General features: G+C 64.0%; 18 protein-coding genes. 9 read left to right on the top strand and 9 right to left on the bottom strand.

Annotation, left to right across the window (positions count from 1 at the left end; genetic code table 11):
* Positions 1-33: 33 nt before the first annotated feature.
* The gene (gene glnK / locus B9A31_RS01445; RefSeq protein WP_002555808.1) at positions 34-372 is read right to left on the bottom strand and encodes a P-II family nitrogen regulator; all 339 of its coding nucleotides are present in this window, start codon (positions 370-372) and stop codon (positions 34-36) included.
* A gap of 370 nt (positions 373-742) precedes the next feature.
* Between glnK and B9A31_RS01440 the strand changes: the two genes are divergently transcribed.
* The gene (locus B9A31_RS01440; RefSeq protein ID WP_026020301.1) at positions 743-1,009 is read left to right on the top strand and encodes an accessory factor UbiK family protein; all 267 of its coding nucleotides are present in this window, start codon (positions 743-745) and stop codon (positions 1,007-1,009) included.
* On the top strand, positions 1,010-1,363 hold the full coding sequence (locus B9A31_RS01435) for a gamma-glutamylcyclotransferase family protein (protein ID WP_019096450.1): 354 nt from the start codon (positions 1,010-1,012) through the stop codon (positions 1,361-1,363).
* A gap of 1 nt (position 1,364) precedes the next feature.
* Here the strand turns inward: B9A31_RS01435 and B9A31_RS01430 are convergent, their stop codons facing one another.
* Positions 1,365-3,383 carry a DUF4034 domain-containing protein gene (locus B9A31_RS01430; protein ID WP_019096451.1) on the bottom strand — a complete coding sequence of 673 codons (2,019 nt, stop codon included), beginning with the start codon at positions 3,381-3,383 and terminating at the stop codon, positions 1,365-1,367.
* 257 nt (positions 3,384-3,640) lie between these two features.
* Between B9A31_RS01430 and B9A31_RS01425 the strand changes: the two genes are divergently transcribed.
* Complete coding sequence (locus B9A31_RS01425; RefSeq protein ID WP_019096452.1) at positions 3,641-5,131, top strand: YifB family Mg chelatase-like AAA ATPase; 1,491 nt, start codon at positions 3,641-3,643, stop codon at positions 5,129-5,131.
* Here the strand turns inward: B9A31_RS01425 and B9A31_RS01420 are convergent.
* The 3 genes from B9A31_RS01420 to B9A31_RS01410 form a co-directional block, all read right to left on the bottom strand.
* Positions 5,128-5,565 carry a DoxX family protein gene (locus B9A31_RS01420; RefSeq protein WP_016712654.1) on the bottom strand — a complete coding sequence of 146 codons (438 nt, stop codon included), beginning with the start codon at positions 5,563-5,565 and terminating at the stop codon, positions 5,128-5,130. The two genes, B9A31_RS01425 and B9A31_RS01420, sit on opposite strands and share 4 nt — an antisense overlap.
* 141 nt (positions 5,566-5,706) lie before the next feature.
* Entirely contained in the window at positions 5,707-6,075 is a 369-nt protein-coding gene (locus B9A31_RS01415) for a response regulator transcription factor (RefSeq protein ID WP_174244657.1), read from the bottom strand.
* Positions 6,072-7,064, bottom strand: coding sequence for a response regulator (locus tag B9A31_RS01410; RefSeq protein WP_019096453.1), 993 nt, complete (start codon positions 7,062-7,064; stop codon positions 6,072-6,074). The genes B9A31_RS01415 and B9A31_RS01410 overlap by 4 nt, the downstream gene beginning before the upstream one ends.
* Before the next feature lie 240 nt (positions 7,065-7,304).
* Between B9A31_RS01410 and B9A31_RS01405 the strand changes: the two genes are divergently transcribed.
* Positions 7,305-12,350, top strand: a complete 5,046-nt coding sequence (locus B9A31_RS01405; protein WP_084296608.1) for an ATP-binding sensor histidine kinase — start codon at positions 7,305-7,307, stop codon at positions 12,348-12,350.
* 57 nt (positions 12,351-12,407) lie between these two features.
* Here the strand turns inward: B9A31_RS01405 and ycaC (B9A31_RS01400) are convergent, their stop codons facing one another.
* Together ycaC (B9A31_RS01400) and B9A31_RS01395 are read right to left on the bottom strand one after the other, a co-directional pair.
* Complete coding sequence (gene ycaC / locus B9A31_RS01400; RefSeq protein ID WP_016712658.1) at positions 12,408-13,034, bottom strand: isochorismate family cysteine hydrolase YcaC; 627 nt, start codon at positions 13,032-13,034, stop codon at positions 12,408-12,410.
* A gap of 72 nt (positions 13,035-13,106) precedes the next feature.
* A complete protein-coding gene (locus B9A31_RS01395; protein WP_016712659.1) occupies positions 13,107-13,469 on the bottom strand; it encodes a helix-turn-helix domain-containing protein in 363 nt (120 codons plus the stop codon).
* Positions 13,470-13,606: 137 nt separating this feature from the next.
* Between B9A31_RS01395 and B9A31_RS01390 the strand changes: the two genes are divergently transcribed.
* Positions 13,607-14,578, top strand: a complete 972-nt coding sequence (locus tag B9A31_RS01390) for a GlxA family transcriptional regulator (RefSeq protein ID WP_016712660.1) — start codon at positions 13,607-13,609, stop codon at positions 14,576-14,578.
* Between the two features lie 156 nt (positions 14,579-14,734).
* Positions 14,735-16,522: a monovalent cation:proton antiporter-2 (CPA2) family protein gene (locus B9A31_RS01385; protein ID WP_019096455.1), complete on the top strand. Its 1,788-nt coding sequence runs from the start codon at positions 14,735-14,737 to the stop codon at positions 16,520-16,522.
* A 390-nt stretch (positions 16,523-16,912) separates the two neighbouring features.
* Here the strand turns inward: B9A31_RS01385 and ycaC (B9A31_RS01380) are convergent, their stop codons facing one another.
* Positions 16,913-17,542: an isochorismate family cysteine hydrolase YcaC gene (gene ycaC, locus B9A31_RS01380; RefSeq protein WP_019096456.1), complete on the bottom strand. Its 630-nt coding sequence runs from the start codon at positions 17,540-17,542 to the stop codon at positions 16,913-16,915.
* Between the two features lie 135 nt (positions 17,543-17,677).
* Here ycaC (B9A31_RS01380) and B9A31_RS01375 point away from each other — a divergent pair, with 135 nt between their 5' ends.
* The 3 genes from B9A31_RS01375 (at position 17,678) to B9A31_RS01365 (ending at position 21,545) form a co-directional block, all read left to right on the top strand.
* Complete coding sequence (locus B9A31_RS01375; protein WP_016712663.1) at positions 17,678-18,589, top strand: LysR substrate-binding domain-containing protein; 912 nt, start codon at positions 17,678-17,680, stop codon at positions 18,587-18,589.
* A gap of 93 nt (positions 18,590-18,682) precedes the next feature.
* Positions 18,683-19,945, top strand: coding sequence for an OprD family porin (locus B9A31_RS01370; protein WP_016712664.1), 1,263 nt, complete (start codon positions 18,683-18,685; stop codon positions 19,943-19,945).
* Position 19,946: 1 nt separating this feature from the next.
* Positions 19,947-21,545 carry an MFS transporter gene (locus B9A31_RS01365; protein ID WP_027609981.1) on the top strand — a complete coding sequence of 533 codons (1,599 nt, stop codon included), beginning with the start codon at positions 19,947-19,949 and terminating at the stop codon, positions 21,543-21,545.
* Positions 21,546-21,710: 165 nt separating this feature from the next.
* On the opposite strand, the gene B9A31_RS01360 is transcribed toward B9A31_RS01365, so the two are convergent.
* A complete protein-coding gene (locus tag B9A31_RS01360) occupies positions 21,711-23,552 on the bottom strand; it encodes an amidohydrolase (protein ID WP_161751334.1) in 1,842 nt (613 codons plus the stop codon).
* Positions 23,553-23,786: the final 234 nt, after the last annotated feature.

Below are 23,786 nucleotides of genomic sequence, written 5' to 3'. Positions count from 1 at the left end.
GGGGCTTTGGGTTTGGTGAGGCTTTGTTGCTGCTTAGATCGCGTCGGTATCGGTTTCGCCGGTACGGATACGGATCGCCTGCTCCAGATTCACCACGAAAATCTTGCCGTCACCAATCTTGCCGGTGTTGGCTGCCTTGGTGATGGCTTCGATTACCCGATCAAGGTCCTTGTCATCGATGGCGACATCGATCTTCACCTTGGGCAGGAAATCGACCACATATTCAGCACCGCGATACAGCTCGGTGTGGCCCTTCTGGCGACCGAAACCTTTGACTTCGGTGACGGTGATGCCCTGCACGCCGATTTCCGACAGCGACTCGCGCACGTCGTCCAGCTTGAACGGCTTGATGATGGCTGTGACTAGCTTCATGAAACTCTCTCCCGATTTGGTGGACTTGCCCCAGGAAAACAAACCCGTCTCAAGTCTAAGCGCAGCGGTTGGCTTTGTAACGCGTCGTCGGCATCCGGCTCCGCGTGCGCACTGCCTGGTCACAAGGAACTGCATCAGTGCATGGCTCGTACAGGTCTTTGCAGAAACCTTGCCAGTTCCGGCAAAGCACCGGAAAACAGTGGGTTATGCAAATCAGTCGGGATTGGCCAGTCGCCAGCATGGAAAACATGCACAATTTCGGTGCGCACCGGCAGGGCGCGTTGCGCGAAAAACGTGCAGGCGTGTGGCCCAAGCCGCGTAATGGCCCGTGCTACACTGCCGGCCATTCTCAGTTTCAGTGGACAGCCCCATGCTCGCGCCAAAAGCCCTTCTCGATGCCCTGAGCGACCAGGCCTCGCGCCTGTTCAGCGGCGATACCGCCCAGCCCCGCGCAGAGCTGGAAAGCCAGTTCAAGGTGCTGATGCAAGGTGCCTTCAGCAAGCTGGACCTGGTCAGCCGCGATGAATTCGACAGCCAGATGGTCGTGCTGGCGCGCACCCGCGCACGCCTGGAGGCCCTGGAAAAACAAGTAGCCGAGCTGGAAGCACGGCTGAACCCGACCCCACAGGATGAGTGAATGCAGCCCTCCAGCGCCTACCCGGTATTGCTGTTTTCCTACGGCACCTTGCAGGACAAGGCCGTGCAACTGGCCAACTTCGGCCGTGAGCTGAACGGCCAGGCCGACCGCATGCCGGGCTACCGCCAGGACTGGGTCGAGATCACCGACCCGGCCGTACTGGCGGCCAGCGGCAAATCCCGTCACCCCATCGTTTCCCCCAGCAACCAGGCCGACGACAGCGTGGCCGGCATGGTCTTCCAGATCAGCGAAGAAGAGCTGGCGGCGGCAGACCGCTATGAAGTCGCCGACTACAAGCGTGTCGCCGTCACCCTTGCCTCGGGCCTGACGGCCTGGGTTTATGTGCGCGCCTGAATCAGGCCGAGGCCCGTAGTCGAGGTAGCCGAGACGGCGCTTGTTTCGGCGGCAGCTCACTGGCATGCAGGGTGCCGCGAAACAGGGCCGCACCGCACTGCGTGAACAGGGTTTTCACCCGGTTGTGTGAATTGAGTATCTCGGCCTGGATATCCTCGATGGCCGAGTCCCCTGGCTGCAAAGCGGCCGCACGGTTGGCCCATTCGATGGCGGCAAAACGGCTCTGCTTGCGGGTGCCGCGCCCTTGCATCCAGGCCAACCCCAGTTCGGCGCTGGCGCGCCCGGCAATCCACGGGTCCGGGTGCTCGACCAGGCTCGACAGGTAGGCGACCGCTTCGGCCCGTTCCTGCGTTTCGCCAAACTGGCGCAACAGAATCCCCAGGTGCAAGCGCGCGCGTGCATTGGTTTGTGCATTGCCCAGCGCGTCGACCAGCAGGCGCCTGACGGCCAGCATGGCACTGCGCTCGTTGAGGTCCTCATCACCCTCCATGCGCAAGCAGGCCAGGTTGTACTTGGCTTGCCGGCTGCCTGTTTCCACCGCACGCAGCAGCCAGTGCTCTGCCGCCTCGTCATCCAGATAGTGCGACGGGGTGTTGCCAAGGCCGCCGCTGTGCAGCTCGTACAGTCCCAGGGCAGCCCCCGGCAGGTTCAGCTCGGCACAGCGCTCATACAGGTAACAGGCCAGCTCATGCCGGTTGGCAGCCCACAGCAGCCGCGCCGCCCCAAGCACCTCGAGGCCCGATACCTGGCCCGCGCGCTGGAGTTTCACTGCCACCTGCGACCATACCCTTGCCTGCTCGGCCGAGCGCAGCATCCCCCAGAGGCCGAAACGATGCCCGACAGCACGCAGTGCACAGGCGCCAGCATGCGAGCGACCTTCACACAGGCGCTCGATGGCGGTGCGCAACAGCTGTTGTTCATCTGCCACGCCATCGCGCAGTATCAGCTCGACCAGACAGCGAAACGGAACGCCCATGGCGCGGATTGCGCCGTGATCGGCGTTGCACGCAAAGCTCGCGGTAAAGTCGCGCATACCACCGACAGGGTCCTGCAAGGCACTGCTGCGCAGCGCGGCTCGCCAAGCCAGCACGACAGCGCGCTCCCTGGGCCTTAGCAGGCGTTGCAACCAGGCGTCGAACAGCTGCTGCCAATCCGCGACGGCCTGCACCTGGTCGCCTTGGGGCAGTTTCAGCCGGTCTTCGACGGCCATCCAGCGCAACGCATTACGCAACGCTTCGTCCCACGCCTCGCATAACGGTCCATTGGCCAATAGCTCCAGCGCATCGAAGCTGGCGCCCCAACGGGGCAGCAAGTATTCGGCGAGGGCCTGGATCGCTTCGAAGCAACCCGGGCGGGCGACCAGCGCATGGCGCAGCCAGTAATAGCGGGGGGCGTCGTTCTCGTGATCGACCCGCCTGCTCAGGCATGCCGGCAATGCCCGTGGCAATTCGGCCAGGGGCAGCAGCCCATGCTTCACCAGCAATGGGGCCGCAGCCTCCTGCACTTCCACATCGGTATGGGCACTGGGCCTGTAGCGGGCGGGCTGCCCCTGGAACAGCTCGACCAACCAGCCGGGCTCGCGCAATTGCGCACTGATGCGCAGCATACCAATGGCCGCTGCCACAGGCTGGGCAGAACGGTCCATGGCACGTAGCAAGTGCGCCGTCGCGCGTTCACAAATCTGCTCCACGGCCAGCACGCGCGCCGCGTTGCTTTGGCCGCCGCCCTGCACCTGACAGGCGCGGTGGAAGCAATGCAGGCCCATTACCACCTGCGGGTGGTAGGCCTTGGGGCAGGCATCGATCCAGGCTTTGAGCACCTGGCTCAGCGCCCTGTCGCCTTGGCTACCCTGGTCGACCAGCATGTGCCCCTCGAGGGCCGCCATGTAGGCGGGAAACTCGCCGGGCGGGGCTTGGTGCCATTGCGCCTCTAGGCTGTCGAAAAAGCGGGTGAGTTCTATGAATGAATTGGCCTGCACCAGTTTGCGGATAACCTGGCGCGTGCGGGCGAGCGTTTGCACGGCGCAATACCTCAAGTCCATTTGAAAGAAGCCGCAGTACCATCCCATGGCAACGGCAGTTGCCCAACAACACTAAGTCATAGCAGGCGCCTGCGCAAAGGCAATTGGATCCATTCTTGCCAATCTGCCTGAAAATACAGGGAAAGTCCCTCCCCTGAAAAACCATGACGCACACTTCTTGCGCCACCCAGGCACGGCGCTGGCTATCCTTGCCCCAGCCGCAGGAAGCGGCCCTTTCCAGCGACAACGGAGCGTCCATGTCCCTAGCCCTCGTCCATAGCCGCGCCCAGGTGGGTGTGCAGGCACCGGCAGTCAGCGTCGAAACCCACCTGGCCAATGGCTTGCCCCATCTCACCCTGGTCGGCTTGCCGGAAACCACCGTCAAGGAAAGCAAGGACCGGGTGCGCAGCGCCATCGTCAACTCCGGGCTGAACTACCCGCAGCGGCGCATTACCCAGAACCTCGCCCCTGCCGACCTGCCCAAGGATGGCGGGCGTTACGACCTGGCCATTGCCTTGGGCATCCTGGCTGCCGACGGCCAGGTGCCGGTTGCCACCCTCGCCGAGGTCGAATGCCTGGGCGAACTGGCGCTGTCGGGCAAACTGCGCCCGGTGCAGGGCGTGCTACCCGCTGCACTGGCAGCGCGAGAGGCAGGCCGGGCGCTGGTGGTACCACGGGAAAATGCCGAGGAAGCCAGCCTGGCGGGTGGATTGGTGGTGTATGCAGTGGGGCACCTGCTGGAGCTGGTCGCCCACCTGAATGGCCAGGTGCCACTGCCACCGTACGCTGCCAATGGCCTGATCCTGCATCAACGCCCCTACCCGGACCTGAGCGAAGTGCAGGGCCAACTGGCAGCCAAACGGGCTTTGCTACTGGCAGCGGCCGGGGCACATAACCTGTTGTTCACAGGCCCCCCAGGCACCGGCAAGACCTTGCTCGCCAGCCGCCTGCCCGGGCTGCTGCCACCGCTGGACGAGCACGAGGCACTGGAGGTGGCGGCCATCCAGTCGGTCAGCGGGCATGCACCGCTGAACAGCTGGCCACAACGACCGTTCCGCCACCCTCATCACTCCGCCTCCGGCCCGGCACTGGTCGGAGGCAGCAGCCGGCCGCAACCGGGCGAAATCACCCTGGCCCACCATGGTGTGCTGTTTCTGGATGAGCTGCCAGAGTTCGAACGGCGCGTGCTGGAAGTGCTGCGCGAGCCACTGGAGTCGGGCGAAATCGTGATTGCCCGGGCCCGCGACAAGGTGCGCTTCCCGGCACGCTTTCAGCTGGTGGCCGCCATGAACCCCTGCCCTTGCGGCTACCTGGGCGACCCCACGGGCCGCTGCCGGTGCAGCACCGAGCAGATCGCACGGTACCGCAACAAGCTGTCCGGGCCGCTGCTGGACCGTATCGACCTGCACCTGACCGTGGCCCGCGAAAGCACCACGCTGAACAACCAGCCCTGCGGCGAGGCCAGTGCCGATGTGGCCGTCAGGGTGGCTGAAGCACGAGAACTGCAGCACCGGAGACAAGGGTGCGCAAATGCGTTTCTCAACCTCGAGGGGTTGCGCCGCCACTGTGAGTTGACTCCAGCAGACCAGGCCTGGCTGGAGGGTGCCTGTGAGCGATTGACCTTATCGTTGCGGGCGGCACACCGCTTGTTGAAGGTGGCACGAACGTTGGCAGACCTGGAGGGTTGCGAGGCGATTGGCCGGGCTCATCTAGCCGAGGCCCTGCAGTACCGGCCGGGGAGCAGTTAGATTGCCGGGGCTGCTTTGCCCCGCCAGAAATACCCGGAAACCGAATACGCCCCAGGCCCAGTCAACGCCAACCCGCCGTAAAGTGCCACCAGCAACCAGGCAAACTGCCCCTGCTCTAGCGTCCAGTCCGGGTGCACCACCACCAGCGCCACCAGCAACACTGCCAGCACCGGCAGGCAAGCCAGGCGCGCGGCAACACCCAAAAGCAGCAACAGTGGGCAAACCACCTCGGCAAAAACCGCCAGCCCCAAGGTCAGCGGTGCGCCCAACCCGAATGGGTCTTCTATGCGCTGCAATTCACCGCTCCAGTCCAGCAGCTTGGGGAGCCCATGGATAAACAGTAATAGCAAGGCGGCCATTACCCGCATGAAGAGCAGGCCGGTGGCGCTCAAGCTTGGGGATTGGGGGTCGAGGAAGGTTTTCAGGCGGGGCATGGCAAGGGGCTCGCTAAACGATTACCACGGGAGCATTGCCCGAATCCCCGGTGATTGATTGCGCAAGTGTGCTGAGATGGATGTTAAGGCTACTGGCCTCTTCGCGGGCGAGCCCGCGAAAGGGCCGGCAAAGGCAGCACATCACTGCCCGCCCGCCAATGCCTCTTCAACCACTCTTAGCAGCACCTCTTCAGAAAAAGGCTTGCCCAGGCAGGCCAATGCCCCAAGGCTCATCGCCGCATGCACCGCGTCATCATCCCAGTGTGCCGACATGCAGATCACCGGCAACCGCCACTGCTGCCAGGCCAGCTCACGCTGCACCGCCAACCCGCTCATCCCAGGCATTTTCAGGTCGAGCAGCACACAGCCCGCCTGCCGCGCCAGCTCCGACCCCAGGAATACATCCCCCGCAGCGAACGACAACGTCTCGAACCCGGCCGAACGCAGCAGGTTGGCCAGGCTTTTGCGCACCGAAGCATCGTCGTCGACGATGCACACCCATCTGCTCATGCGCTGGCCAGGCCCTCTACCCGCGCCTCGATGACGTTGTGCATGGCCACCAGTTCCACCAGCGAGCGGGACTGCATCTTGTTCATGATGTTTTTCTTGTGCACCTTGGTCGTCACTTCGCTGGTGCCGATCTGCCTGGCGATCTGCTTGTGCGACAGGCCATCGACCACCAGCGAGAACACCTGGCGCTCACGCTGGGTCAGGCGTTGGTACTTTGCCTCGACCTGCCGCGCATGGTGCCATTTGCGCCCATCGACCACAGCCCGGGTACGCACGGCCTGCAGCAGCGTCAGCAACTGGTCTTCATCAAATGGCTTGGTCAGGAACTCCACTGCCCCCGCACGCATGGCCTGCACCGTCATCGGGATGGTGCCGAAACCGGTCATGAACACGATCGGCCAAGGCAGCCCCAGCTGGCGGAGGGCGTGCTGCACCTCAAGGCCAGTGGTTTCGGGCAGGTGCATGTCGAGCAGCAGGCAGGCGCAGGGGGTTTCCAAGTGGGCTTCGAACAACGCCTCGGCACTGGCGAACAACTGATGCGGGATATCCTGCGAGCGCAGCAGGCGGCCCAGCGCCGTACGCACCGAGGGGTCATCGTCCACCACCAGCACCGGTACGTTCGCACTGTCTTTCAAGGGTTCAAACATGTCAGCACCGGCACCCAGCGTCGGGTGGCCCGGCGCCAGGCAAGGCACATCAAGGCTTATCTCGGCAGCCAGGCGGTAGCCCCGGCGGGGTACGGTCTGAATCAGCCCACGGTCGCCAAAGGCCTTGCGCAGCAAAGACACCTGCACCTGCAGGTTGTTGTCCTCGACCACCGTGCCGGCCCACACCTGGCTGAGCAGTTCGTCCTTGCCGACCACCCGGCCCTTGGCCTTGATCAACGTGGCCAACACCTCGAATGCGCGGCCACCCAACAGGATCGGCTTGCCGTCTAGAAACACTTCTCGCCGCTCCAGCGACACTTGGGCATTGCCTATTCGGATCATGGCTTCCTCACGCGGGCACGGGCGTTTACGCAGCCCCGGGCAGGCTAGGCCAGCGTACGCGTTCACACAATTATCCCGAGGGATAGGTTGCCCTCGGGACTATACAAAAGCCCGTCTGCCCGCAGGGTGCGATAACGGACAACAGCGTGCCCGTTCCTGCCAGGCAGGCTACAAGCCGCATCCTTACTGGGCCCGCTGCGTATACTCGCGCCTCAGGATGTCGCTAGCAGGGGGTGTTTTATGCTCGATGAACGCCTTGCCCACAGGCCCATCGAATACGACCAGTCGGTCGACGAGGGCTGGCTGAACCGGTGCGACATCAGCGCGCTGGGCCAGGAAGGCGAGCTCAGCTACTTTCGCCTGCGCGACCCGACCACCCATCAGGCCTGGATCGCCGTTCGCGCCCCGCTCGAGGCCCCCGCCGCCTGTCAGCGCCTGGAAAGAGACTACCGCCTGCAACTGGACCCGCAGTGGGCGGTGATCCCGTCTGCGTTCGTGCGTTCGGCCGAAGGCCCGCTGCTGGTGTACCCGGCTGGCCACTCAATCGCCGACCTGATCGCCGAAGGCCCTGCAGCCCTGACGCCATTTCTCGACATCGCGGTAAATGCGGCCAATGCCTTGGCACAGGCTCACGCACGCAATGTGCTGCATGGCGCGCTACAGCCCGAGTACGTGTGCCTGTACGCCAACCAGCGGGTGCGGCTAGGTTGTTTTCGCGCCGACCTCGCGCAACTGATTGGCGAACACGGCGCTCCGCTCGGCAACTGGGCGTACCTGGCACCGGAACAGGTTTGCCCGCACGGTAGCAGCAGCGACCAGCGCAGTGACATCTATGCCCTGGGTGCGATCCTGTACCAGTTGCTGCTGGGTGAACTGCCGCTGGCGGGGCGCGACACTCAGCACTGGCGCCAGCTGCATGCCGGCGTGCAGCCAAGGGCGGCCTGCGAAGTGGACAGCAACGTGCCACAGCCGCTCAGCCGGGTGCTGGCCAAGGCGCTGGCCAAGGAGCCCGACGCCCGCTATCAGAGTGCTCGCGCCCTGGCGGTAGACCTGGCCCACTGCCAGCGGCAATGGGTCGCCAGCAAGACCATTCAGGACTTCGAGCCAGGCTGCGCCGACCCCGTCACGCCTGGCCGCGAACGCCTGTATGGCCGCTGCGCCGAACAGAAGGCCATCGCCCTGCTGCTCAAGGCCCCGCGCCGCGACAGCAAGCCGCAAGCCCTGTTCATCAACGGCGCTACCGGCATGGGCAAGTCGACCCTGGTCGAGGCAGCACTCAAAGCCAACGCCCAAGGTTACTGGGCCATCGGCAAGTGCAACGGCGTTGCCCAAACCGTCCCCTACGCACCCTGGATCGACATTCTCGGTGCGCTGACCACCCAGTTGCTGGCCAAGAACAGCCAGGCCCTCGACAGCCTGCGCCGCGAGATCCTGCGCCGCATCAAAGGCCATGGCCGGCTGCTCGGCAAGCTGGCACCAGACCTGCAACTGATCCTTGGCCCCTTGCCCGAGTTGCCGGCCAAGCCCACGCGCCTGGCACTGCAGAAGGAGCTACGGGCGATCATCGAGTTCTTGCAGGTGTTCAGCCGCCCCGGCCAGCCGCTGGTGCTGTTCTTCGATGACCTGCAGTGGGTCGACCAAGCCAGCCAGCAACTGTTGACGCAACTGCTGACTCACGCACCTGGCAACCTGCTGTTGATCTTCGCCCGGCGCAATGATGCGCCAGCCAGCAGTGCCCCCCTTACCCTACCCACAACGGTGCGCAGCACCACGCTGAACCTGCGGCCTCTGGCCGTGGGCGCCGTGTCCGAGCTGATCGGCGAGCGCTACCACATCGGCCCCGAGGAGGCATTGCCGGTGGCCGTGCTGGTGCACGACAAGACGGCGGGCAACCCGTTCTTCATCCATCAGATCCTCCGGGCCATGGTCGAGGACCAGCTGTTCACCTTCGACACCCAGGCCATGCGCTGGTCATGGTGCCTGCAGGCCGTGGCCCGCCACCGCTATTCCGACAACGTCGCCGACCTGATGATCCACCGCCTGGCTCGCCTGCCGATGCCCCAGCGCGACCTGCTACGGGTGGCCAGCGCGGCGGGCAGCCGCTGCGATGAACGCTTGCTTCAGCAGGTCCTTGCCCAGGCCCCTGGCGAACCGTTGAAAGCCTTGATTGGCGCGGGTTTCCTGCAACAGGGCCAGAACGGCCTGGGCTTTGCCCATGAGCGGGTGATGGAAGCCGCGTACGCGCTAACGCCCATACGCGCGCGTACCCAACTGCATGCACGTATTGCCCTGGCCATGCGACAGGCCTGGCCAAGCCACCTGCACGAAGCACTGTTCGAGCTCGCCAACCAGCTGCAACGCGCCAGCCCCTGCGGGTTTGCAGCGGATGACTGCGAAGCGTTCCTGCAGCTTTTGCGCGAAGCAGCAGCACGCGCACGCGACGGTGGCGCCTTCGAGCAGACCGCAGGCTACCTGCACACCGCCGAGCAGCTTCTGCAGCACGGCGCCACGCTGGAAAGCCGCGCCACACATGGCTTTGCCATCGCCTGCATGGCGGCGGAGTGCGACATGCAACTGTCGCGAATGATCGCAGCCGAAGCCCGGATCACCGAATGCCACCAGCGCGCACGTTCGACGCTGGACCAGGCGCGGGTGTGCCGCCTGCAGGCACTGCTGCATACCTTGCGCGGCGACTATCAGGCGGCCATCGACAGCGCCATATCCGGCCTGGACTTGCTGGGTATAAGCCCGGTACGGGGCATCGACTGGCAACAGGTCGAGGCAAGTCATGCCCATGTGCAGGCCTTGATCGAACAGAAAGGGCGGCACTGCCTGGAGTCGCTGCAGCGCACCGATTCTGAAGAGGTGACGGTTGCCGTCAGCTTGCTGGCCACCCTGTCGTCGTCGTTTTTTGTCAAGGACGACATCTGCTTCCTGCACCTGGCCAAGCTCATGGAGCTGTCGCTGCTGCACGGTGCTGCCCCGGGCAGCACCTATGGCATGGCCTGGTACGGGGTGATGATTGCCGAGCGTTTCGGCGCTTACCATGATGGCCACGCCTGCTGCCTGGCCGCACTCAAGCTGATCGAACGGCACGGCTTCGACGCTGACCTGACCAGCGCGCTGCTGGCCCTGGACCAGGTCAGCGCCTGGACCTCGCCCATGGAGTTCGCCCGCCGTACCGCGCTGGATGCGGTCGATTCAGGGCGCCTGAGCGGCGACCTGGCGATGAGCTGCTACGCCTGCAACCACCTGGTTTCCGACTCGCTGTTCATGGGCCGTTACCTGCCAGACGTAGTCGAGGAATTGGCGCAAGGCCTGGCCACCGTACGTCGCTACGGTTACCGCGACGTCGAGCTGATCCTGCTAGCCCAGCAAGCGTTCGTCACCCGCTTGAGCGGCACGCCCTGCCCAGCCTCGGCCACAGCCTCGAAGTCGCCCACGACGCGGTTCTTCCAGTACCTGTTCGCCGGCATGTGCGACTTCTACCTGGGCAACATCCCACAGGCGATGGGCAACCTGGCACTGGCCGCAGACAACACCTGGGCAGTGCCGGCGCACATCAACCTGGCCGACTTTCACCTGTTCCGCGGCCTGGCCCTGGGCAGCCCCGAGGCCGCTGGCAGCGTTGCCGAAAAGCTGCGCGAGCTGCAGGCGCTGCGCGAGCGCTTCGGCCGCTGGGCCGGTTTCAACCCGGCCACCTTCCGCAACAAGCTGTTGCTGATCGAAGGCGTGATCGCCAAGCTCGAAGGCGACGGCCTGACCGCCATCCGCTGCTTTGACCAGGCGCAGATCGCTGCCGCCGCTGCCGGCTTCATCCACGAACAGGCCCTGGCCCATGAACAGCTGGCCGAGGTGTGTATCCCCAGCGGCCTGATTTCCGGTGCCAACCTGCACCTGCGCATTGCCCGCGACTGTTTCCATATCTGGGGGGCGACCGGCAAGGTGCATCAGCTGGAGGCGTTGCACCCCTTCTTGCGCACCCAGCCGATCCAGGAAGCCTGCCACACCGACCACCAGGCCAAGCTGGACCTGGAAGCGGGCATAGAAGCGGCGCGCGCGTTGTCCGAAGAAGTACTGCTCGAAGGCCTGATCGAAACCCTGATGGGCCACCTGACCCAGCATTCAGGTGCCGACCATGGCGCGCTGCTGATCGTCAGCGGTGCCGAATTCCAGATGGCTGCCCTCGCCTACATCGACGATGCCGGGCTGCACGTGAGCATGGACAACTGCCAGAAGTTCATGACCCAGGCACCACTGTCGGTCATCAACGCCACCATGCGCACCCGCAAGCCACTGGTGCTCAACGATGCCCAAAGCGACTGTCCCGAAGCCTTTCGCCATGAGCTGCAGGCGCGCAATGCCCGCTCGGTGCTGTGCCTGCCGCTGGTGATCCAGGGCGTGCTGATCGGCCTGGTGTACCTGGAAAACCGCCTGGTGCCCAACCTGTTCGGCAACCAGCGCCTGGCCATGCTGGAGATCCTCGCCTCGCAGGCGGCGGTGTCGCTGCAAACCGCCAAGTTCTATACGCGCCTGGCCGAAGACAACCAGAGCCGCGCGCAGATGGAGGCCGAGCTGCGCCGCTCTCGTGCGGAGTTGGCCCGCAGTGCCCACCTGCAGGTGATGAACGAGCTGTCGGCGTCGATCGCCCACGAGATCAGCCAGCCGTTACTGGGGATTGCCTCCAACGCCGCCGCCAGCCTGCGCTGGCTCAAACGCGCCAAGCCCGATCTGGAAGAGGCGATTGCCGGCCTGGAAGACATCCGCAACGACAGCGAGCGTGCGGCCAACATCGTGCGCGCGCTGCGTTCGCTGGCCAAGCAATCGCCGGTGCAGCTCAAGGCCGTGAAGCTGGATGAGCTGATCCGTGAGGTCGTGCGCCTGACCTCGGCCGATGCCGCCAAGGGCACGGTGGACGTGCAGACACGGTTGCAGGCAGGGGTGAGTGTGATGGCCGACCCGGTGCAGTTGCAGCAATTGGTGTACAACCTGATCAACAACGGGCTGGAGGCGCTGGCGGGGTATCGCGGTGACGGGGTGCTGCGGATTGCTTCGGCTGTCGTCGGGGATGCGGTGGAGATTTGCGTGGACGACAACGGGCCGGGGATTGCGCCCGAGGAGCGGGAGCAGGTGTTCGGGGCATTCTACACCACCAAGAGCGATGGTATGGGGATGGGGCTGGCGATCTGCAGTTCGGTGGTGCAGGCCCATGGTGGGCAGTTGCAGGCACTGGCATCCGAGCTGGGTGGTTGCCGGATTCGCTTCACTCTGCCGGTGAATCCTTAATAGCCTGTACCGGCCCTTTCGCGGGTAAAACCGCGAAGAGGCCGGTACAGGGTTACATTAACGCGAAGTCAACGCCGCATAGCTGTTCATCAAATTGCGGTAGTTGGGAATACGCTGCGACAGCAGGTTACCCAGCCCTTCGATATCGTTGCGCCAGTCACGGTGCAGCTCACACGCCACCGAGAACCAGTTCATCATCTGCGCGCCTGCCTGGGTCATGCGTACCCACGCCGCTTGCTGCACGGTTTCGTTGAAAGTGCCCGAAGCATCGGTCACCACAAACACCTCAAAGCCTTCAGCCAGCGCCGACAGGGTCGGGAACGCCACGCATACATCGGTCACCACGCCGGCGATGATCAGCTGCTTGCGGCCAGTGGCCTTGATCGCCTTGACGAAGTCTTCGTTGTCCCAAGCGTTGATCTGGCCGGGGCGGGCAATGTACGGCGCGTCCGGGAACATTGCTTTCAGCTCGGGCACCAGCGGGCCGTTCGGGCCTTGTTCGAAGCTGGTGGTGAGGATGGTCGGCAAGCCGAAGAACTTGGCCAGATCACCCAGAGCCAGCACGTTGTTCTTGAACTCATTGGGCGAGAAGTCCTGCACCAGCGAGATCAGGCCGGTCTGGTGGTCTACCAGCAGGACCACGGCGTCGTCTTTGTTCAAGCGCTTGTAATCAGGTTGGCTCATGGGGTGACTCCTTGGGTTGGGATGACGGTCCGGCACTGTCCGCAAGGGGCTATACCGGTGGATAGATACGGCTTAAGAAATGGCCTGCGCCTGTCGCCAGGCCTTGGGCGGCTGGCCGACCAGGCGGCTGAAGGCGCGGGTGAAATGGGCCTGGTCGCAAAAGCCGCATTCCAGGCTCACATGGGTAATCGGTGCTTCGGTGGCGAGCAGGCGCTTGGCCTTTTCCATGCGTGCCAGCAGGCGCCAGGCCTGGGGTGAAAGGCCGGTATTGACCTTGAAGGCACGGGAGAAATGGCTGCGGGTGAGGTTGCACACGCTGGCGATCTCGATGATCGACAGCGAACTGCGCAGCATTAGTTCCTTGGCCTGGCGTAACCGCGCGGGCGTCAGTGCGCCCGGGGGGTGCAGCGGCTCTTGGGGGGTGCCGGGGTGCATGGCGACTCTCCTGTTGAATGCAGAAAGTCTCGCCCCCGGCACATGACAAAGTCCTGAGCCAAACCTGAATTGTTCTTAATTGTGCGCGGGGGTATACCGTAAGATGCACGTTGTATTCAGCTAACGAGCGAAGAAGCATGCAAGTAAACGCTCACCGCACCGTGGCCATGGTGCTTTTCAACGATGTGCTCTTGCTGGATGTGACCGGACCCATGGATGCGTTCGCCATCGCCAACCGTTTTTTGCCGGCAGAGCGGCAATACCGGCTGCTCACCCTGGCCGAAGGGCAAGCAGCGGTGCGCGGCTCCTGTGGGCTGAAAGTGGTGGCCGACCTGCGCCTGGAAGACTTGCCGGACGCCGTCGACCTGTTGCTGGTGCCCGGCGGCCCGGGCGCGTATGACATTGCCGTGCCAGCGCTGGAGCGCTGGTTGCCGCAGGCGGTGCGCAGCGCCAAGCGCTTTGGTGCCATTTGTACCGGGGTGTTCCTGCTGGGCCGGGCGGGGTTGCTGGATGGCTACCGCTGCACCACCCACTGGAATTACGTGGAGCGCCTGGCGCGGGCGTTTCCTCAGGCCAAGGTTGAGACCGAGCAGATCTATGTGATCGACCGCTGCCTGATTACTTCGGGCGGGATCACTGCGGGTATCGACCTGGCGCTGGCGGTGGTGGCCGAAGACCACGGCAAGGCGCTGGCCCTGGAAGTGGCCAAGGTGCTGCTGGTCGCCCGTCATCGCCAAGGCGGGCAGACCCCGTACGGGCCGTTGCTGGCGGCGGTGCCGCGTGATGATTCGCCGATTGCCCGGGTACAGGCGCACATCGTCGACCATATCGAACAGACGTTTACCGTGCAGAAGATGGCCGACCTGGTGGCCATGAGCAGCCGTAATTTCGCCCGCACGTTCCAGCGCGAGGTGGGGATAACGCCGTTGCAGTACCTGCAAAATGCGCGGATCGACCGAGCGCGCAAGCTGCTGGAGGGCAGCGACCTGCCGTTGAAGGTGGTGGCGGCGCAGTGCGGGTTTGGCAGTGACCGGCATATGCGCAAGGTGTTCTGCGAGCGGATTGGCATGACGCCGGCACAGTATCGGGCGCAGTTTGGTGGGGCTTGAGTCAGCCGACTCCCGCCAAGAGGCCAGCACAGGTTGTCTCAGTTTTCAGGACAATCTTTCTCCCTGAAAGCAGATTGTCTACCCCCCTCTCATTCCCCAGAATTGTCGGCCAAACTGTTCAAATGCTGCCCCGGCAGCTCATGGAGTACGAGCCAAATGCCACACGAAGGCAGCCTGCTGCAAACCGCCGTCATCTTCCTGCTCGCCGCAGTCCTCGCCGTCCCCCTGGCCAAACGCCTGCAGCTAGGCGCCGTACTTGGCTACCTACTCGCCGGCGTTGTCATTGGCCCGCAGGCACTGGGCCTGATCCGCGACACCGAAAGCGTGGCGCACATTTCCGAACTGGGTGTGGTGCTGCTGCTGTTCATCATCGGCCTTGAACTGTCGCCCAAGCGCCTGTGGCTGATGCGCAAATCGGTGTTCGGCGTCGGCAGCGCCCAGGTACTGCTGACCGGTGCGCTGATCGGTGCCATCGCCCTGTTCGGCTTCAGCCAGACGCTGCCGGCGGCCATCGTGCTCGGCCTGGGCCTGGCGTTGTCGTCCACCGCCCTCGGCCTGCAAAGCCTGGCCGAGAGCAAGCAATTGAACGCCCCGCACGGCCGCCTGGCCTTCGCCATCCTGCTGTTCCAGGACATCGCCGCCATCCCGCTGATTGCCCTGGTTCCGTTGCTGGCCGCCAGTGGCCCAGACACCAGCCACGGCGATAGCCTGCAACATGGCCTGAAGGTATTCGCCAGTATCGCCGTGGTCATCATCGGCGGCCGCTACCTCCTGCGCCCGGTCTTCCGCACCGTAGCCCGCACCGGCCTGCCCGAAGTGTCCACCGCCACCGCGTTGCTGGTGGTGATCGGCACCGCCTGGCTGATGGAAGAAGCCGGTGTGTCCATGGCCTTGGGCGCCTTCCTCGCCGGCCTGCTGCTGGCCGACTCGGAATACCGCCACGAGTTGGAATCGCAGATCGAACCGTTCAAGGGCCTGCTGCTGGGGCTGTTCTTCATCAGCGTCGGCATGGGCGCCAACCTGCGCCTGTTGCTGGAAATGCCGCTGGTGCTGCTGGGCCTGACCCTGCTGCTGGTGGCATTGAAGCTGGTGTTGCTGATTGGCGTCGGCCGCCTGGTCGGTGGTCTGAACAGTGCCAGCGCCCTGCGCCTGGGCATGGTGCTGGCCGCTGGGGGCGAGTTCGCCTTCGTGGTGTTCAAGCTGGGCAAGGACCAGGGCTTATTCGACACCCAGACTTACGATTTGCTGTTGATGACCATCACCCTGTCCATGGCCATCACCCCACTGATGATGCTGGGCTGCGCCCGCGCCCTCAAGCGCCCGCAGCCTGTGCGGGAAGTGCCTGAGCAGTACAAGCAGATTCAGACTGATACGCCGCGGGTGGTGATCGTCGGCATGGGCCGCATGGGCCAGATCGTCGCGCGTATCCTGCGGGCACAGAAAATCCCGTTCATCGCACTGGAAACCTCGGTGGACACCATCGAGATGACCCGCATGTTCGAACAGGTGCCGGTGTTCTACGGCGACCCGCTGCGCCCTGAGGTGCTGCATGCGGCCAAGGTGGGTGAGGCGGAGTACTTCATCATCACCATCGATGACCCGGAAGCCGCCATTCATACCGCTGAACGGGTGAAACGCCTGTACCCGCACTTGAAGGTGCTGGCCCGCGCACGTAACCGCCAGCATGTACACAAGTTGGTGGATGTGGGCGCCGAGCCGATTCGCGAGACGTTCTACTCCAGCCTGGAGATGACCCGCCGGGCATTGGTGGGGTTGGGCTTGAGTGATGAACAGGCGGCGGACCGGATTGCGCGGTTTACCCAGCATGACGAAGAGGTGCTGGTGGCCCAGGGGCAGGTGCGTGATGACCGGGCCAAGGTGATGCAGACGGCGAAGGAGGCGCGGGTGGAGTTGGAGCGGTTGTTTGATTCGGATGCGGATTGAGGGTTGCGAGCGCATGACTGTAGAGATGCAGCGCCCTTGAGATCGAGCGCCGCCCTCGCGGCGCTCGGTCTCATAGGCGTCAGAAATCTATCGCCAGGCACCTGGAGGCCATTCTGCAACCTCCCGACGGTCACCTCCCTGACTGTGGCTATAAAGCCCTGGAGCATCTGGATGGCACAGGCAAAAGCCTGTTCTGGAGCAACCTGAATGCACTCGAAATGGCAGAAGGGTTGGTTGAGGCATTGCTGGATGGGATTGAGTCACAGCCCATGAATTGATGTTGCCTGTGCCGGCCCTTCGCGGGTTTACCCGCGAAGGGCCGGTACAGCAAACAAAAAAGGCCGGCTCCCTACAGAGGAAGCCGGCCTTATGCGTACTGCTACTGATTGATCACTTACCCGCAGTCAATGCGTTGTAGCTGGTCATCAGGTTCCGATAATCCGGAATGTGGTTGGAGCACAGCGCCGCCAGCCCTTCGATATCGTTGCGCCAGTCGCGGTGCAGCTCGCACGCCACGCCGAACCAGGTCATCAGCTGGGCACCTGCCCGGCTCATGCGGTCATGGGCAGCATCACGGGTCATTTCGTTGAAAGTGCCGGAAGCATCGGTCACCACGAACACATCGAACTCTTCTTCCAAGGCCGCCAGCGCCGGGAAGGCCACACAAACCTCAGTCACCACACCGGCAATGATCAGTTGCTTCTTGCCAGTGGCCTTCACCGCCTTCACAAAGTCCTCGTTATCCCAGGCATTGATCTGGCCAGGGCGAGCGATGTACGGCGCATCCGGGAACAGGGCTTTCAGCTCTGGCACCAGCGGGCCGTTGGGGCCTTGCTCGAAGCTGGTGGTGAGGATGGTCGGCAGGTTGAAGAACTTGGCCAGGTCAGCCAGGGCCAGCACGTTGTTCTTGAACTTGTCCGGTTCGATGTCACGCACCAGCGACAGCAGACCAGCCTGGTGGTCGACCAGCAGGACGGCGGCGTCGTCTTTGTTCAGGCGGTTGTAGGTGAATTTGCTCATGGTCTGTGCTCCTAAGGTTTATGAATTCTTCAGCTATTCGGGGTGTTTCGCGTTGATGGGCACAGATTAAAATCATCACCTTTGCTGCACTAGACTGCGAAAATCGCCCTTAGCGTTCCGTTTGGAGAACGATCATTGGAAGACCTCAATTCCCTCTATTACTTCACCCAAGTTGTAGAGCACGGGGGTTTCGCCCCGGCAGGCCGAGCGCTGGACATGCCCAAGTCGAAGCTCAGCCGGCGCATCGCCGACCTTGAGGACCGCCTGGGCGTGCGCCTGCTGCACCGCACCAGCCGGCACTGCTCGCTCACCGAAATCGGCCAGGCCTATTACAACCGCTGCCTGGCCATGCGCGTGGAGGCGGAGGGTGCGGCGGAGATCATCGAGCGCAACCGTAGCGAGCCGCGCGGGCTGGTGCGTATCAGTTGCCCTACCACCCTGCTCAACTCGTGGGTCGGGCCGATGCTGACTCGCTACATGCTCAAGTACCCGCAGGTGGAGTTGTTCATTGAAAGTACCAACCGCCGCGTCGACCTGCTGCACGAAGGCTTCGACATTGCGCTGCGGGTGCGCTTTCCACCATTGGAGAACACCGACATGGTGATGAAGGTGCTGAGCAACAGCACCCAGTGCCTGGTGGGCCAGCCGCAGTACCTGGAGCAACTGCCCAAGGGCTTCGATCCGCTGCTGCTCGGCACGCTGCCGAGCCTGCATTGGGGCAGCGCACAGCGTGAGTACCAGTGGGAGCTGTTCCAGGGTGAAGACAGCAGCCGCAGCATTGTCATCCCGCATACGCCGCGCATGGTGACTGACGATTTGTTTGCCCTGCGCCATTTCGTGGTGGCTGGGGTGGGGATTGCGCATTTGCCGCGAGTGGCAGTACGCGAGGACCTGGCGGCGGGGCGGCTGGTGGAGCTGATTCCAGACTGGCACCCGCGCTGTGGCATCGTGCATGCGATTTTCCCGTCGCGAAGGGGGTTGCTGCCTTCCGTGCGGGCGCTGATCGATCATCTGGCTGAGGAATTCGCCATTAGCGACATGGCTTGAGTGCTGAACAGGTAAACCAGATCCCAGCACACCCTTACAAGACCCCTGGCCTATCCTTGCTCCACAGTCCCGGATCATCCCCCGGAGCTCTCCATGATCCGCGCCACACACGGACCAGGCCGCGCCCTGCTCGCCACGCTCGCCCTCTGCCCGGCGCTCAGCCAGGCGGATGAGTCCGGCTGGTCGTTGCTCAGCCGCAACTACTTCCTGCACAGCGACTTTCGCTCGCCCTCTGCCAGCGGCCAGAACTACCGCCAGGAATGGGCACAGGGTTTCATCGGCGAGGTCCGCTCGGGCTTCACGCAAGGCACGGTTGGCGTGGGCATCGATGCCCACGGTTTTCTTGGCCTGAAGCTCGACGGCGGCCGTGGCCATGCCGGCACCGGTTTGCTGCCACGCGACAGCAATGGCCGCGCCGAATCCGACTACTCCAGCGCCGGCGCCGCGCTCAAGCTGCGCCTGGGCAACACCCAGTTGCGCTACGGCGAAATGAACGTGGAAACCCCGGTGTTCGACACTGGCGACAAACGCCTGCACCCGGAATACGCCACCGGCTGGTTCGTGGAAAACACCGACCTGCCCGACTGGCGCCTGCAGGCCGGGCGTTTCACCGCCTTCAACAACCAGGACAACAGCGCCACCCGCGATGATTTCAGCGGCTACGGCGTCACCACCCACAACCGCGCCATCAGCCTGGCCGGCGCCACCTTCGCGCCCACTGGCCCGTTTGGTGGCGCGCTGTATGCCGGGCAACTGCAAGACACCTGGCGCCAGGCCTACCTCAACCTGAACCTGGCCGAAGGTAACTGGCGCGTGGACGGCAATCTCTACAAAACCCGCGACACCGGCAACGCCAGTGGCGGGGCAATCGATACCCTCGCCTACAGCCTGCTGGCCAAGTACAGCTTCGGCGCCCAGGCGCTGAGCCTGGCCTATCAGAAGGTCGAGGGCGACACCCCGTTCGACTTCGTCGGCGGCGATTCCATCTACCTGGCCAACTCGATCAAGTACGCCGACTTCAACGGCCCGGGCGAGCGTTCGTGGCAACTGCGCTACGACCTCAACTTCGCCACCCTCGGCCTCCCCGGCCTGAGCGTGATGGGCCGCTACGTCAGCGGCCGGGGCATCGACGGCAGCCATGCACCAGCCAGCGGCGCCTACGTTGGCCAGTACGGCGACGGCGGCAAGCACTGGGAGCGCGACATCGACCTGAAATACGTGGTGCAGTCAGGCGCCGCCAAGGACCTGAGCCTGTCGTTCTCCCACGTAAGCCATCGCGCCAACCAGGCCCAGGCCGGCGATGACATCGACCGTATCTACCTGATCATCGAATACCCACTCAAAGGCAGCTTCTGACATGAGCACATCCCCTTCAGGCGCCTGGAGCCCGTTGCGCAACACCACCTTCCGCATGCTATGGATCGCCACCATCGCCTCCAATATCGGCACCTGGATGCACGAGGTGGGCGCCGGCTGGTTGATGACCACACTGTCGGCCAGCCCGCTGCACGTGGCGCTGATCCAGGTGGCCGGCTCGCTGCCGATGTTCTTCCTGGCCCTGCCAGCGGGCGCAGCGGCGGATATCGTCGACAAGCGCCGCTACCTGTTGCTGGTGCAGCTGTGGATGTCTGCCGTGGCCGTGGTGCTGGCAGCCCTGACCCTGCTTGGGCTGATGAACGTGACCTTGCTGCTGGTGCTGACCCTGGCACTGGGTATCGGGACGGCGTTGATGATGCCGGCCTGGAGCGCACTGACACCGGAGTTGGTGGGCAAGGAAGACCTGGCCAACGCGGTGGCCATTTCCAGTGTGGGCATCAACGTGTCTCGCGCCATTGGCCCGGCCTTGGCCGGCGTGGTGGTGAGCATGGTCGGCCCATGGCTGACCTTTGCCTTGAACGCGATTTCGTTTGCCGGGGTGATCCTGGTGTTGTTCCTGTGGAAACGCGAGGTGAAGGAGCCACTGCTGCCAGCCGAGCGCTTCGTGGGCGCCATGCGCACCGGCCTGCGCTTCGCGCGCAGTGCCAAACCCTTGCAGGCCGTGCTGCTGCGGGCCGTGGCGTTCTTCTTCTGTGCCAGCGCCGGCACCTCGCTGCTGCCGCTGATCGTGCGCGGCGAAATGCACGGCACTGCTGCCGACTTCGGCTTGCTGCTGGCGGCCATCGGCATTGGCGCGGTGGCCGGCGCCACCCTGCTGCCGCGCCTGCGCGAACGCATCAGCCGCGACCGCCTGGTGCTGTTCGCCAGCCTGCTGTATGCGCTGTTCCTGCTGGCGCTGGCGCTCGTGCGCAACTTCTATGTGCTGCTGCCGGCGATGCTGCTCAGCGGGGCGGCGTGGATCGCGGTGCTGTCCAACCTGCAGGTGGCGGCGCAAACCTCGGTGCCGGCCTGGGTGCGGGCGCGGGCGTTGTCGGTGTACATCCTGATCTTCTTTGGTGCCATGGCGTGTGGCGGGCTGCTGTGGGGCACGCTGGCCAGCCATGCGTCGATCACCTTGAGCCTGCTGCTGGCGTCGGGTGGTCTGGCCCTGGGCACGTTGCTGACCTGCAAGGTAACCCTGCCGGAAACCGAAGCCGAAGAACTGACACCGTCGTTGCACTGGCCTGTTCCGGTGCTGGGCGATGACATGGACAAGGAAAGCGGGCCGGTAATGGTGACAGTGGAGTATCACATCGACCCGACCAAGGCCGAGGCGTTTCAGCTGGCGACGCGGGAGCTGGAAGCCATGCGCAAGCGCAATGGGGCACTGTCCTGGGGATTGATGCGCGACAGTGCAGACCGGGCGTTGTGGCTGGAGTTTTTCTTCGAAGAGTCGTGGCTGGAGCATTTGCGGCATCACCATCGGGTGACCCGAGGGGAGCTGAAGATCGAGGCGCGGGTGCGGATGCTGCAGACGGAGGGGGTTGAAGTGAAGATTCGGCATCTGCTGGCAGGCGGGGAGCACAAGGCTCACCACTGATGTTGGCTTTTCCGGCCTCTTCGCGGGCAAGCCCGCTCCCACAGGGACCGCGCAGGTCCTGAGGGCTGTGCAGTACCTGTGGGAGCGGGCTTGCCCGCGAAGAGGCCGGCACTGAAAGAACAAAAAAGGGGCCACAAACGGGCCCCTTCTTCATGTCAGCTCAGCTTAGAAAGCAAAGCAGGAACAGCCCAGCGCCCCCCAGAAGCCCTGGAAGTCATTGACCGGCACACTCGATTTACGCGCTTTGTCATGACTGTGCGCATGTACCCCGCACGGCCCCGAGCACTGATGCACGGCTGCCGCCAGCGACGGCGTACCCACGCGCCAGTGCCCCGGCACCTTGGCCACCGGCGACCATTCCGGCAGTACCGGCACCTGTGGTGGACCAAGGCGATCAAATTCGCCGGCAGCGTACACAATTTTGCCATCGACAATCGTCAGCACCGACTCGATACCCTTGATCGCCTCTTCATCAACACTGAAGAAGTCCAGCGACAGTGCAGCCAGGTCGGCCAGCTGGCCCACCTTGATCTGGCCTTTCTTGCCCTGCTCGCTGGAGAACCAGGCGCTGCCTTGGGTGAACAGTTGCAGCGCGGTGTCGCGGCTGAGGCCTTCGGGGTACAGCTCCATGCCGCCAACGGTCTTGCCGCTGACCAGCCAGTACAGCGAGGTCCATGGGTTGTAGCTGGACACGCGGGTGGCGTCGGTACCGGCACCTACCGGCACGCCCATGTCGAGCATGCGCTTGATCGGCGGCGTCTGTTCTGCCGCCTTGGCGCCGTAACGGTCGACGAAGTATTCACCCTGGAAGGCCATGCGGTCCTGAATGGCGATACCACCGCCCAGGGCACGCACGCGCTCGATGTTCTGTGGGGTGATGGTTTCGGCGTGGTCGAAGAACCACGGCAGGCCGTTGAACGGGATGTCGCGGTTGACCTTCTCGAACACGTCGAGCATGCGCGTGATCGATTCGTTGTAGGTGGCGTGCAGGCGGAACGGCCAGCGCTGCTCGACCAAGTGGCGCACCACCGGTTCCAGTTCTTCTTCCATGGTTTGCGGCAGGTCCGGGCGCGGTTCGAGGAAGTCCTCGAAGTCGGCAGCGGAGAACACCAGCATTTCACCCGCGCCGTTGTGGCGCAGGAAGTCGGTGCCGCTGTGCAGCTTGACGCTGGAGGTCCACTTCTTGAAGTCGTCCAGCTCTTCTTTGGGCTTCTGGGTGAACAGGTTGTAGGCGATGCGCACGGTCAGCTGGTTATTGTCGGCCAGCTCCTGGATCACCGAGTAGTCGTCGGGGAAATTCTGGTAGCCGCCGCCAGCGTCGATGGCGCTGGTCAGGCCCAGGCGGTTGAGCTCACGCATGAACTGGCGGGTGGAGTTGACCTGGTATTCCAGCGGCAGCTTCGGCCCTTTGGCCAGGGTGGCGTAGAGGATCATCGCGTTGGGGCGGGCGATGAGCATGCCGGTCGGGTTGCCGAACTTGTCACGCTGGATCTCGCCACCCGGCGGGTTGGGCGTTTCCTTGGTGTAGCCGACGGCCTTGAGCGCGGCGCGGTTGAGCAGCGCGCGGTCATACAGGTGCAGCAGAAACACCGGGGTATCGGGCGCGGCCTGGTTGATTTCTTCCAGGGTGGGCATGCGCTTTTCGGCGAACTGGAATTCGTTCCAGCCACCCACCACACGCACCCACTGCGGGGTCGGCGTGCGCGCGGCCTGGTCCTTGAGCATGCGCAGGGCATCAGCCACCGATGGCACGCCTTCCCAGCGCAGTTCCAGGTTGTAGTTCAGGCCACCGCGGATCAGGTGCAGGTGCGAGTCGTTCAGGCCGGGGATGACCGTGCGCTGCTTGAGGTCGACGATTTGCGTGGTGGCGCCCTTGTGGGCCATGGCCTCGGCGTCGTTGCCCACGGCGATGAAGCGGCCATCCTTGATGGCGACGGCGGTCGCAGTAGGCTTTTCGCGGTCAACGGTGTGCAGTTTGCCGTTGAACAGAATCAGGTCGGCGGTCATGGAACCTCCTTGGGTGGATGCGTGAGCGGAACCGGCTTGGCCGGTGAAGGGCAATGCGGACCAGAGCGCGCCTGCTGCACCGAGCACGGTGCTGGTGGCGAGGAACTGGCGACGGGTCTTGTCGTTGCGGTCCTGGGACATGAGCTTCTCCGACTGGGGCCGGCAGGGGCGACTGCGAAGCATGCCGGTTGATGCAAGGTCAGGGCTTGGATGGATGTGCGGTGGGTTGAAGAA

The organism is Pseudomonas sp. URIL14HWK12:I5, assembly GCF_900176445.1.
Lineage (GTDB): Bacteria > Pseudomonadota > Gammaproteobacteria > Pseudomonadales > Pseudomonadaceae > Aquipseudomonas > Aquipseudomonas monteilii.
This window is presented reverse-complemented; position numbering and strand designations above follow the sequence as displayed.

Coding starts and splice junctions, on each gene's coding strand:
- B9A31_RS01415 (WP_174244657.1), bottom strand. CDS start 6,075: ATGAGCAGATGGGTGTGCATCGTCGACGACGATGCTTCGGTGCGCAAA.
- ycaC (WP_019096456.1), bottom strand. CDS start 17,542: ATGAGCAAATTCACCTACAACCGCCTGAACAAAGACGACGCCGCCGTC.
- B9A31_RS01425 (WP_019096452.1), top strand. CDS start 3,641: ATGTCCCTAGCCCTCGTCCATAGCCGCGCCCAGGTGGGTGTGCAGGCA.
- glnK (WP_002555808.1), bottom strand. CDS start 372: ATGAAGCTAGTCACAGCCATCATCAAGCCGTTCAAGCTGGACGACGTG.
- B9A31_RS01385 (WP_019096455.1), top strand. CDS start 14,735: ATGCCACACGAAGGCAGCCTGCTGCAAACCGCCGTCATCTTCCTGCTC.
- B9A31_RS01370 (WP_016712664.1), top strand. CDS start 18,683: ATGATCCGCGCCACACACGGACCAGGCCGCGCCCTGCTCGCCACGCTC.
- B9A31_RS01395 (WP_016712659.1), bottom strand. CDS start 13,469: ATGCACCCCGGCACCCCCCAAGAGCCGCTGCACCCCCCGGGCGCACTG.
- ycaC (WP_016712658.1), bottom strand. CDS start 13,034: ATGAGCCAACCTGATTACAAGCGCTTGAACAAAGACGACGCCGTGGTC.
- B9A31_RS01365 (WP_027609981.1), top strand. CDS start 19,947: ATGAGCACATCCCCTTCAGGCGCCTGGAGCCCGTTGCGCAACACCACC.
- B9A31_RS01435 (WP_019096450.1), top strand. CDS start 1,010: ATGCAGCCCTCCAGCGCCTACCCGGTATTGCTGTTTTCCTACGGCACC.
- B9A31_RS01360 (WP_161751334.1), bottom strand. CDS start 23,552: ATGACCGCCGACCTGATTCTGTTCAACGGCAAACTGCACACCGTTGAC.
- B9A31_RS01405 (WP_084296608.1), top strand. CDS start 7,305: ATGCTCGATGAACGCCTTGCCCACAGGCCCATCGAATACGACCAGTCG.
- B9A31_RS01440 (WP_026020301.1), top strand. CDS start 743: ATGCTCGCGCCAAAAGCCCTTCTCGATGCCCTGAGCGACCAGGCCTCG.
- B9A31_RS01420 (WP_016712654.1), bottom strand. CDS start 5,565: ATGCCCCGCCTGAAAACCTTCCTCGACCCCCAATCCCCAAGCTTGAGC.
- B9A31_RS01410 (WP_019096453.1), bottom strand. CDS start 7,064: ATGATCCGAATAGGCAATGCCCAAGTGTCGCTGGAGCGGCGAGAAGTG.
- B9A31_RS01390 (WP_016712660.1), top strand. CDS start 13,607: ATGCAAGTAAACGCTCACCGCACCGTGGCCATGGTGCTTTTCAACGAT.